Genomic DNA, 12,538 nt, shown 5'->3' with positions numbered 1-12,538 from the left:
CAATCGGCGTCGCCCTTTTGTCAGCCCATTTATTTCCTCCTGTCATCAATAAGTAAGTATTTACAGAAAAGCAACCCACTGGTATTCAATATATTGATAACCAGGTAGAGGTCAAATAGAGGTACAGAAGGGGATCACATATAGGTTAGTGAAGGCTTTTTTAGTTTAAATACGTGATAGATTTATTTTAGAAATCAACGCCTGGCACAGCGCTTTATTGAAACGGAGATTCTCTTTAGCAAATCATGATATCAACCGGGCGGAAATTCAGACCAATAATTTAAAACCGAACCACATGCTAAAATCAAAACCATTGCTCTGCAGGAGCATCTTTTTACTCATGTTATTCCTGACGGCTCTGCCTATGCTAGCCGATGCCTATCAAAACGATCAGCAGATCACCGGCCAGGTAGTTGACAAGAATGGCAAGCCAATTCCCGGAGCCACCGTATCCGTCAAAAACTCCGCCCGGGGAACCGCTACCGATGCGGATGGGAAGTTTTCTCTCAGTGTTCCGCAGAAAGCCATACTGGTTGTTTCGTCAACCGGCTACAACACGCTTGAGCAAGTGTTAACCGATAACCCAACCCTGATAATTCAATTAGAAGATTCGGTGGTGGGCTTAGACGAAGTCGTTGTAATCGGATATGGCACGCAAAGGAAAGGTGATGTGACCTCAGCGATATCTTCTGTCAGCATGAAAAACCTTGAAAATCAACCTGCTGCCAATCTGGGAACCTTATTGCAGGGACAAGCCGCAGGTGTAATTGTATCATCAGGATCGGGCAATCCGGCGGCCAGCCCAGCGGTACTTATCCGGGGATTGAATAGCATCAACAATGCTAACCCGCTTTACGTGGTAGACGGAATTCCGTTGGGAACCGCATATGACCTCAACCCAAATGACATCGAAGCGATCAGTATTTTAAAGGACGCATCCGCGGCCACCATATATGGATCAAGAGCTGCAGGCGGTGTGATCCTTATTACGACAAAAAAGGGCAAATCAGGTGAACCCCGCATCAATTTCAGCTCATACGCCTCAACGCATACGCTCAATAATAACATAGCACTGCTCGATAAATTGCAGATGAACAAAGTGGTGAAAGAAGCTTTTGCCAATGACGGTGATGCAGCACCTTCTTATGTGATGGACGATTCCAAATACGCCAATACAAACTGGAAAGAGGCATATTTCAAAAACGGGGTTGAACAAAAGTATGATGTGGATCTGTCGGGAGCCAGCGAAAAGTTGAATTACCGCTTGTCTCTGGGCCATTGGGGCCATTCCGGAACGATCAACAATTCTGGCGCTAAAAGAGATAATATACGGCTGAACACGGATATTAAACTATTGAATAACCGGCTAAAAGTAAGCCCAATTCTGGCCTACACACGGTCTAACAACAAAAACTTTGCAGATGTTACCGGCGACGGGAACGCCGGTTTCTCGGACATTATGAACCTATACAATGCCTTACCCCACAAAAAAATATATGATCCGGCTTCTGCCAACGGCTTTGCCAAACCTGAACCCGAGTTAGGTTCAGGTAATGCCATTGGCGAAAGAATGTTAAGCGATAACCGGACGAATGATGAAAATCTTCAGCTTAATATTGGTGCCGACTTGAAGTTGTGGAAGGGTCTATCCTACAACTTTACCGCCGGAAAAACGATGATCAATAATTTTGATTATGCACAAACCCAGGCATACGATTTCGGTCCGCTTTCATTAGTAGAAAATCCATCCCGGTTTGAGTCAAGAGGGAAAAGTGAATTTTCGGTGTTTACTCATTTGCTAAACTACGATCAAAGCTTCGGCGATCACAACCTAAAAGCGTTGTCCGGTTTCTCACGGGAAAAGAGTGAAAACCAGGGGACTTCAGCCGGGGGAAATCACCTATCTTCTCCTCTTATTGAAGCGTTGTCCGGCTTAATCGTCGAGGGTTCCGGAGATTATATCCGCTCCGGGGGATGGAACTTTACCAGTACACTACAGTCGTACTTTGGGCGCTTAAGTTACAACTACAAGGATAAATATTACTTGCAGGGCAGTTTACGCAGAGATGGTTCCTCAAAGTTTGGTACGGCAAACCGCTTTGGTAACTTTTATTCGATGTCGGCAGGCTGGTCTGTTCATAATGAAAACTTTTTCAATATACCCTGGATCACCGAATTGAAACCCCGGCTGAGTTATGGTATTGTAGGCAACCAGAACATCAGCAATTTTCAGTACCTCGCCAAGATATTTCTAAACGGTTCTGACCCTTACCTCAACTATCCTTTTGGCTCTGCAATGAGTCAGCAGGTGTATGTCGGCGCAATTGCAGCTTCGCTGGCTAACGACCAAATCAAGTGGGAAGAAACCGGGACTTTAAATGCCGGATTAAACGCTGCTTTTCTAAATAACAAGTTTGCTGTTACCCTGGATTATTTCAATTCGAAGACCTCCGACATGCTGGCGGAGACTCCGATTCCCTCCTCCTCGGGAATCACAGCCTTGCCGCTAACTAATATTGCCGACATGCAAAATACAGGCTGGGAATCATCCCTCACCTATCGGCACACGGCGGGTAACGAGTTCTCTTTTGATGTAACTGCCAATATATCTCATAGTACAAACAAGATAATCCGGCTAGGTTATGATCAGGGTTTGATAGCCGATGGCTATGTTGATTATAATAACCGGGCCACCACCGTTACGCGTAAGGGTGTCGCGCTGGCCTCTTTCAATCTCTATCAATCTGCCGGAATATTTAAATCCCAGACTGAAATAGATAACCATAAAAACGGCAATGGCGAGCTGCTTCAGCCAAATGCGAAACCCGGAGACCTGCGATTTTTAGATACCAATGGAGATGGTGCGCTGGATGATGCAGATAAAGTGTTGATGGGCAGCGGTCTGCCGAAACTCGATTTTGGCTTGACCTTCAACGCATCGTATAAAGCATTTGACTTCACCTTATTTTTTAATGGTAAACAGGGGCAGAAGATGTATAATGGAGCGCAGATGTTCCTTAACCGGTTTTACCGTTCTACCGAACTGCTGAATGCCTGGTCGCCAGCCAACCCTGATGCTACTATGTACCGGCTATCAAACGCAGACCTTAACGAAAATCTTCGGGTATCAGACTATTACCTGGAGGATGCCTCCTTTGTCCGCCTGCGGAACATCCAACTGGGGTATACGATCCCACAAAGATTTTTAAGCAAAGCTTCCATCAACCGGCTTAGAATTTATGCCGGGGCCTATAATCTTTTAACGATAACCAAATACTCCGGATTTGACCCCGACCTTTCCAATACCAGCATATTCAGCCGGGGCGTAGACAGGGGATATTATCCGTTAAGCAAATCATTTGTTATGGGTATTAACCTCGGATTATGATGCAACACCCCTACCGCATGTTTAAGCAATACACCGACGCTATAATAATCAGCGAGTCCTCAAATCTTATGTCTCACATCTCAAATCTTTTCTGATGAAAATATATCTCAAAATAACACTGATGCTCCTTACAGGAAATCTCATTTTTGCGGGATGCTCTAAAGACTACCTGGAGCAGAATGACAAGCAAAGTCTTACCGAAAACACATTTTGGACGACGCGGCAACATGCGCTGCAAGGAATCACGGCCACTTATGCAGCCCTTCAGGGACATGATGGAAGCAAATGGACTTTTTTCGAGGAGATTTACACCACGCTTGCTTACAAAGCGGACGACCTGAAGAATAACACCAACGAGCCTTATGGAAAAACCATGGCTTCATTTACAAACGGTGCCGATGAAAGCGGTCCGTGGAACTTGTGGGCGACCTGCTATGCAGGTATTGGCCGTGCTAACCAGGTAATCGACAAAGTGCCCGGAATAGCGGTAATGTCAGAGGCTGAAAGAAACGAAATAACCGGTGAAGCGAAATTTTTGAGAGCATATAATTACTTTATCCTGATTAATGGTTATGAAAATGTCCCCCTGGTATTAACATTCGAAAAAGATATCAATAAGCTGCAAGTTTCACAGGCTCCGTCTGCGGATGTATGGGCGCAGATCGAAAAAGATCTGCAGGAGGCTGAACAAGTTCTACCAGTTTCTTATGATGATGCACTTAAAGGCCGCGCCACCCGGGGCGCTGCGAAGGCCTTGTTGGCTAAAGCTTACTTATTTCAGGAAAAATGGCCTCAGGCGGAAGCCAAATTTAAAGAGATTAGCGGCCAATATTCTTTGAACAGCAGTTACATTGATAATTTCAACGGCCTGGCGGAGAATGGTCCTGAATCCATCTTCGAAATTCAATTCAGTGGCGACCGGACTATTTCGGACGAACGCCACCCCTTCAACTTTGAAGTGAGGCCTTTTGCCTTAGATGGCTGGGAATTGTTCACCCCTTCTGATTGGCTGGTCGCCGAAATGAAGAAAGATATAAAGCCAGACGGTAGATATTCTGACCGGGTTTACGGCAGCATTTACTTTGATGATGCGGATTCAAAAATGTGGGACCTTAACAGCCCGGCTGCTTTAATACCCTATTCTGCAGTTAAAGCAAATCTACAGGAAACTGCTTATTTTAATAAGTATGCCTATCCTACCGACCGTGGCGGCGCTTATGTAGGAACGAATATTTCTGTTATCCGTTACGCGGATGTATTGCTGATGCTGGCTGAGGCATTGAACGAGAACAATAAAAAGGCGGAGGCTGTAGATCGGATCAATGAGGTGAGAATCCGAAGCGGCGCAAGCCCCATTAGTGATGGCGCTTTTACAAAAGACCAGTTAAGAAATCACATTCGCCATCATGAACGTCCGGTGGAACTTTCGATGGAATGGGCTATCCGCTGGTTTGACCTGGTTAGATGGGGCCGTGGAAATACAGCTAAGGAGTCAATAAAAACTACGCTTACTTTCCATACCAAGGCTTCCGCAAATAATTTCGTAGAAACCAAGCACATCCGCTACCCTATCCCTTTGAAGGAAATCAATGTAAACCCGCTGCTGCAGCAAAACTCAGGATACTGACCGCAGCATACATTAGTAGAAAAACTTTTAGACTGTAAATCCATAAAGAGGCTTTTATGAGGGCTCCTTATTAGCTACTTATTATATGCTGAGCGCAATAAAATCAATCGTAATAACAAGCGTAACTACTCTTCTGCTGTTTGGATGCATAAATGCTGAAGCACAAATAAATGACTGGGAAAATCCGGTGAGGGTTTCATTAAATACAGAAGCTCCGCATGCACATTTTATTCCCTACCCTACTGAGCAAAGTGCGATAAGCAGGCAAAATTCGCCTTTCATTCAGTCGCTGGACGGGATCTGGAAATTTAAGTTATCCACCAATCCGGATAGCCGGCCTCCGGATTTTTTTAAAACGCAGTTCGATGTCAGCAAATGGGAGAACATTAAGGTTCCCGCCAACTGGCAGACAGAAGGGTTTGATAAATTTATTTTTACGGATGTTGAATATCCAATCCCGCCCAATCCCCCTTATGTTCCCAAAGACCATAATCCTGTCGGGTCGTACAGAAGGGATCTTAACATACCTTCCGCATGGGATGGAAAAGATATATTTATCCATCTGGGCGCGGTAAACTCTTTTTTTTACTTATGGATAAACGGGCAATACGTAGGTTTCAGCAAAGACAGCAAAACACCAGCAGAATTTAATATTACCTCTTACTTACAGAAAGGCAAAAATTCGGTCTCCATCCAGGTTTTCCGTTTTAGTGACGGCACGTACCTGGAAGGCCAGGACATGTGGAAGTTAAGCGGTATTGAACGCAGCGTTTACCTGGTCGCAAGGCCGAAACTGTCGGTTGCCGACTTCTTTGTAAAGGCCGGCTTAGATGATCGGTACCAGGACGGGATTTTTGATCTGACTGTCAGTCTTAACAAACAACCATCGCCCAAACGAAACGGCCAGTCTCTCCAGGTAAAAATACTGAATGATGGTGGCAAAGTAATTTATCAGCAGCGATCAAAGCTGGAAGGCAGGCAAGAGTTTCAATTTAATCACCGGGTTAAGGATGTCAAAAGCTGGAACGCGGAACACCCTAACCTCTATACCCTGGTGATTAATCACGTCGATGAAAAGGGGGAACCTGTTGAGAGCATTTCGCATAAAATCGGGTTTAGGAGCATCGAAATTAAAACCGGTTTGATGCTGGTAAACGGCAAGGCTATTAAATTAAAAGGTGTTAACCGGCATGAGCATGATATGATCACAGCAAAAGTGGTCACCAGGGAGAGTATGGTTAATGATATTCGCCTGATGAAACTATATCATATCAATGCGGTAAGGACCAGTCATTATCCTAACGCAGAAGAATGGTACGAACTCTGTGACCAGTATGGCATTTACGTAGTTGATGAGGCGAATATCGAATGTGATGGCATGGACTTCAGTTCTGTAAAAACATTGTCCGACAAGCCTGAATGGATGGCGGCCTATCTCGACCGCACCAAAAGAATGTTTGAACGGGATAAAAATTTTTGCAGCGTCATCACTTGGTCTCTTGGCAATGAAAGCCGCTTCGGAGATAATTTCATAGCTACCTATAACTATCTTAAGTCCAGCGACAATACGCGGCCGGTTCAGTATGAAGAAGCGAGGGACAACCCTTATACAGATATCTATTGCCCGATGTATAAAGGCCTGGGTTTTCTACAGGACTATGTGAAAGAATGGAGGCCGCGGCCGTTAATATTGTGCGAGTATGCTCACATGATGGGTAACGGCGGGGGTAATTTAAAAGATTACTGGGATTTAATCTATAAGTATGAACAGCTGCAGGGCGGTTTTATCTGGGATTTTTCTGACCAGACTTTCAAAAAGAAAGACAGCAATGGAAGGGATATCTGGGCTTACGGCCGAGATATGGGTAATGTTGGTGCCACCAGCGATACCAGCTATTGTGCTGATGGTTTGTTCACGGCCGACAGGCGACCGCACCCGCAGGCGTATGAATTGAAGAAGGTGCATCAGCCTGTTCACTTTGAGCCGGTTAATTTTTCAGCCGCTACCATCCGGATCAGCAACCGCTTCGATTTCACTAACCTGGCTGACTTTTCTTTCAATTGGTTTATCAAAGCAGACGGAAAGATGGTAGTGGAAGGAAAAGTCGGGATCGAGGATTTGGCCCCGCAGGAAACAAAAGAATATAACTTAAGCATTCCGGATTACCAGGTAAAACCAGGCGTTGAATATTTCCTGACGATAGAAGCCAAAACAAAGGACAGCACTTTGTTCCTGCCGGCAGGCTATGTCGTTGCCTGGGAGCAATTCGCATTACCTGTGGTTAATAAAAAGCCGCTGGCAGGTCTTCTGACTACCTATCAGCCCCTGCGGAGAGACGAAGATTCCGGGAAATTAAGCATCCTCAATAAAAGCTTTTCGGTGACCTTCAATAAAAAAACAGGCTGGCTGCAGTCTTATTCTATAGCCGGAACATCCATTGTTAAAGAACCCCTTATGCCACATTTTTGGCGCGCTGCCACTGACAATGATATTGGCAATAGTCAGCAAATCCGGTGTGCAGTTTGGCAAACCGCTCCGGATAATGCAAGGCTGGATTCATTTGTTGTGAGACAGCTTGATACCCGGCAACTTCTGATCAGTACGGTCCACTATTTACCTTCGGTCGATGCCCATTATCTCGTGCAGTATCTTATACACGCCAGTGGCGATATTCGGGTGGATGTATCGATGAATGCCGGGCAGGGAAAGCACCCCGAACTGCCCCGGTTCGGCATGAAAGTGATTCTCAAAAAGGATTTCGACAAAACCACCTGGCTGGGACGCGGGCCTTTTGACAATTACTGGGACCGGAATGCAGCGGCGGCTGTTGACGTATATTCCATGCCGGCCGACTCATTATTTCACCCCTATCCACGTGCACAGGAAAGTGGCTACCGCACCGATGTGCGCTGGATGGCCATGCAAAACAGCAGTGGCCTGGGTTTGATGGTACTCGCCAATAAGCCCATCAGCACCGGTGTGCTGCACTTTGACATGAGGAAGCTTGATTTCGACAGACATGCCCCGGAAAATAACCATGGCGGTTCCATGTTAAATGATGACCTGATCTGGTGGAATATCGACTATAAACAAATGGGCGTTGGTGGAGATAACAGTTGGGGGGCACAAACTCATTCCGAATATATGCTGCCCTACCGGAATTATAAATATTCCTTCACGCTGCGGCCCGTATTAACAATGATCTTTTAGCCATTAAATCCCAATGAGTACGATATTTTACAGAATAACAGGCAGCCTGTTCTTTTTCCTGATAAGTGCAGAGCTGTATGCACAGAGGAACAACTTCCCGAATATGCTGAAGCTGCAGACAACGGTAAACGATGCCAATATAAATAACATTGAACGGTCATGTTTTAGCGACCTGGGTGCCTGGCATGCTTATGCGCTGCCGGAAAAAAGCTCAGACTTCGGTTCTTTCACGGGCCCACTGCTGATGGATATGAAGGGTGAATGGCTGGCCAACAACCTTGCACAACTGCATATTTTTGAGGGCGGCCAAAAAATAGCACTCGATTCTGCTAAGGCATCCCTCCGTTATTTCCCCGGATTGTTACAACAGGTCTTTGAAACGAGCGGATTAAAGATCGGGATGAACTTAATTTTTGTTTCAAGCCGCGAGTCCTTATTGCAGGTGGAAATTAAAAATCTCTCGCCAGGTAAACGAACGCTTAGAATGGTGTGGAAAGGAAAAGCTCTGCTTTCGTCTGCCCGTATGCAAAAAGTACCGGACGGCTTATTGGTTAACTTTGAAAACAACCCCCATCGGTTTGAAATAGTATACCAGGGAAAAGAAAAGGAAAACCTCCGACTAAATGGAAACTCGTATGAGACGAAAGGCAGGAAAGTTATATTACAGCCAGAGGAGCAATTCACCACAAGCCAGATACATCGTTACTTTCTTCTTGCAGATGAAAAGCCGGGCACAACTGCATCCTACGATTTTGCTGATGAACTAACGAAAAATCAAATCCGATGGGATGGATATCTGAATAAATACTTTTCTTCGGTTCCGGGTCTGGATGAGCCTAAAAAACGCCTGGCGGTAAAATCTATTATGACGTTATTAACCAACTGGCGCAGTAAAGCGAAGGACTTGCTGCACGATGGCGTTTTTCCTTCCGTTAACTATCAGGGCTTTTATGGTGTCTGGAGCTGGGATAGTTGGAAACAGGCTGTGGCCCTGAGTTATTTTCATCCGGAACTGGCCAAAGAAAACGTATTGTGCATGTTCGACTACCAGGACGACCAGGGAATGATAGCCGACTGTATTTACTCCGATAAAGCTGAAAACAACTGGCGGGATACCAAACCGCCCCTGTCGGCCTGGGCCGTGTGGCAGATCTTTGAACAGTCCAAGGATATTGATTTTGTAAAAAAGATCTATCCGAAGCTGGTTAAATATCATCAATGGTGGTATCGAAACCGTGACCATGACCGAAATGGCTTGTGCGAGTACGGGTCAACAGATGGTACGCGGGTTGCGGCCGCATGGGAAAGCGGCATGGACAATGCGGTCAGGTTTGACAGCGCCGTGATGATTAAAAACAATGATAATGCCTGGTCATTAAATCAGGAATCAGTTGATCTGAACGCATATCTCCAGGCTGAAAAAATTTATCTATACAAGCTGGCAATCGTCCTGAATCAGCCCGAAGCTGAACAATGGAAAAAAGATGCTGGTTTACTAGCCTCATTAATTAACAAACACTTTTTCGATGAGTACAAAGGGTATTATTACGATAAACTGTTTGACAAACATGAACTTATTACAATAGAGGGGACCGAAGGCGGGATACCGCTATGGGCGGGAATTGCCGATAAGCAGCAGGCCGAAAGAGTAAGGGCTGTTATGGCTGATAAAACAAAGTTTAATACGTATGTTCCGCTTCCTACGTTTACAGCAGATCATCCGAAATTTAATCCCAAAAATGGCTACTGGCGCGGGCCCGTTTGGCTCGACCAGTTTTACTTTGGAATCGAAGGCCTGAAGAGATACGGATATGCGCCGTTGGCGAATGAGTTTGTCAACAAGTTATGGACGAATGCAGACGGCCTTCTTGGCGATAAGCCTATACGTGAAAATTATCATCCACTAACAGGCGACGGGTTAAATGCGATTAACTTTAGCTGGTCGGCAGCCCATGTATTAATGCTATTAAAAAACTAGAAACAATGATTTTTACAGAACACTATATAAAACACCTTGCAAAAGAACACTACCAACTGGATGCTGATGTAAAACCCCTGAACGGATATGATGAACTAAATTTTCTACTCACCGGTTCAGATAGCAGGCGCTATGTGTTCAAAGTAGCTACCGATGAGCCTGGATATGATTTTCTGGGGGCACAGGTGAAAGCAATTAATCATCTGTCAAACAGCAGTATTGCGGATAAATTTCAGCATTTTCTTACCAATACAGAAGGCAGGGAATTGACAATGGTTCTGATCGATGGCAGGAACTACTACTTGCGAATCCTGACCTTCCTCGGGGGCACATTCTGGGCTGATGTTGCCCTATGTTCTGATGAGTTATTCCTAAGCCTGGGTAAGACGCTGGCCGTAATGGATGATTTCCTGAAAAACTTTCGTAATCCGGCGATGCACAGGCATTACGAATGGGATATCGCCAATACTCTGGACGCACAAATAAACTTACAGCACATCAAGGACCATGAAAAAAGAAGAGTGGCGGCTTATTTTTTCATGCAGTTCCAGGCAGAAGTGCAGCCGTTTCAGTATACGCTTCGCAAAGCTTACATATACAACGATGCCAACGATTATAATGTGCTGACAGACGGCACCAGGGTAACAGGCTTGATCGACTTTGGCGATATGGTATATACGCACCTGATTAACAACCTTGCCGTAGCCTGCACCTACGCTATGTTCCGGCAGGCTGATGTTTTAAGTGCTGCCACATTGGTTGTTAAAGGATACCATCAAAACTATCCACTAACAGAACAGGAGGTTTCTATTTTATATTACCTGATCGCCGGACGCCTGTGTATCAGTGTCACCCGTTCTGCCTTCAGCGCATCTTTGAACAGTTCAAACGATCATCACTTCATTAGTGAAACGCATGCCTGGAAATTATTATTCAAACTGATTGAAATCAATCCTGTTAAGGCCCACAATGCTTTCAGACTTGCATGTAATTTTTCTTCTATTATTGACCAGGATGACGATTATACCGGGCTGGAAAACAAAAGGAAAGACCATGTCGGCCGCAATCTCAGCATCAGTTACAAGAATCATTTGAAAATTGTTAAAGGTGCTTTACAATACATGTATGATGACAAAGGAAATACATTTATTGATTGTGTGAATAATGTAAGCCATGTAGGACATTGCCATCCTACGGTTGTCAAAGCCATTCATAAACAAACGGCCACCTTAAACACCAATACCAGGTACCTTCATGATCACCTGGCAGAATATGCAGCGAAGCTTACTGCTACGCTGCCGGCAAAGCTCAAGGTATGTTACTTCACTAACAGCGGCAGTGAAGCGAATGATCTTGCCATCCGTATGAGCCGGCATTTTACTAAACAGCAGGATGTCATTGTGCTGGACCATGCCTATCATGGAACCTCAACCGTTGCTATTGAAATGAGTCCTTATAAATTTGACGCAAAAGGCGGTTTCGGGCAAAAACCCTATGTTCATAAAGCGATGAACCCAGACTTATACAGGGGTAATTACGGGTATAACGATGCCGATGCAGGAAAAAAATATGCTTCCGATGTGAAGGGGATCATTACGGAATTAAACAAAGAGAACAAAAGACCCGCAGCGTTTATATGCGAAACCTTACTTGGAGTCGGCGGGCAGATCCCATTACCTCCAGACTATTTAAGACAGGTATATCAGGAGGTAAGAGCCGCAGGCGGTGTCTGCATTGCAGACGAAGTACAGGTTGGCTTCGGAAGAGTCGGTGAAGCCTTCTGGGGATTTGAATTACAGGGTGTGGAACCAGACATCGTAGTTCTCGGAAAACCTATCGGTAACGGGCATCCGCTTGCCGCCGTGATCGTAAGCGAAGAAATTGCCGCAGCTTTCAATAATGGGATGGAATACTTCAATACCTATGGGGGTAACCCGGTTTCGATGGCCGCTGGTCTCGCCGTACTACAGGTTATAGAAGAAGAAGAATTACAGAAGAACGCATTGGAAACGGGCGAACACCTTATGAATGGACTGAAAGAACTGATGAAGAGGCATAGCCTGATCGGGGACGTACGGGGACATGGACTTTTTATCGGTGTCGAGCTGGTGACCAACAGGGCATCAAAAGAACCCGCTGTTTCAGGAATTAACTCCATCGTAGAATTGATGAAACAAAGAGGTTTTCTTTTAAGTACAGACGGCCCTTTTCAAAATGTGTTGAAGATCAAACCACCCATTATTTTTTCCAAAAAGAATGCTGATGACATGGTCAGAAACCTCGATGAAGTTCTTAGGACTTATCAAATAAGTTGAGGTTGATAGATAACTTCCA

The 12,538-nt window shown here is 45.1% G+C and carries 5 protein-coding genes; all 5 read left to right on the top strand.

Annotated features, from left to right (window positions below; translation table 11 throughout):
- The first annotated feature begins 295 nt into the window (after positions 1–295).
- The 5 genes from AC1MCB_RS20335 to AC1MCB_RS20315 all read left to right on the top strand — a co-directional run bounded on the left by AC1MCB_RS20335 (position 296) and on the right by AC1MCB_RS20315 (position 12,519).
- Positions 296–3,388, top strand: a complete 3,093-nt coding sequence (locus AC1MCB_RS20335) for a SusC/RagA family TonB-linked outer membrane protein (protein WP_479966561.1) — start codon at positions 296–298, stop codon at positions 3,386–3,388.
- A gap of 94 nt (positions 3,389–3,482) precedes the next feature.
- Entirely contained in the window at positions 3,483–5,015 is a 1,533-nt protein-coding gene (locus AC1MCB_RS20330) for a RagB/SusD family nutrient uptake outer membrane protein (protein WP_479966560.1), read from the top strand.
- An 85-nt stretch (positions 5,016–5,100) separates the two neighbouring features.
- Complete coding sequence (lacZ, locus tag AC1MCB_RS20325) at positions 5,101–8,226, top strand: beta-galactosidase, LacZ type (RefSeq protein ID WP_479966559.1); 3,126 nt, start codon at positions 5,101–5,103, stop codon at positions 8,224–8,226.
- A 13-nt stretch (positions 8,227–8,239) separates the two neighbouring features.
- Entirely contained in the window at positions 8,240–10,204 is a 1,965-nt protein-coding gene (locus tag AC1MCB_RS20320) for an MGH1-like glycoside hydrolase domain-containing protein (RefSeq protein WP_479966558.1), read from the top strand.
- A 5-nt stretch (positions 10,205–10,209) separates the two neighbouring features.
- Positions 10,210–12,519 carry an aminotransferase class III-fold pyridoxal phosphate-dependent enzyme gene (locus AC1MCB_RS20315; RefSeq protein WP_479966557.1) on the top strand — a complete coding sequence of 770 codons (2,310 nt, stop codon included), beginning with the start codon at positions 10,210–10,212 and terminating at the stop codon, positions 12,517–12,519.
- The last annotated feature ends 19 nt before the right edge of the window (positions 12,520–12,538 follow it).

This window comes from Daejeonella sp. AP26, assembly GCF_056680515.1.
This window is presented reverse-complemented; position numbering and strand designations above follow the sequence as displayed.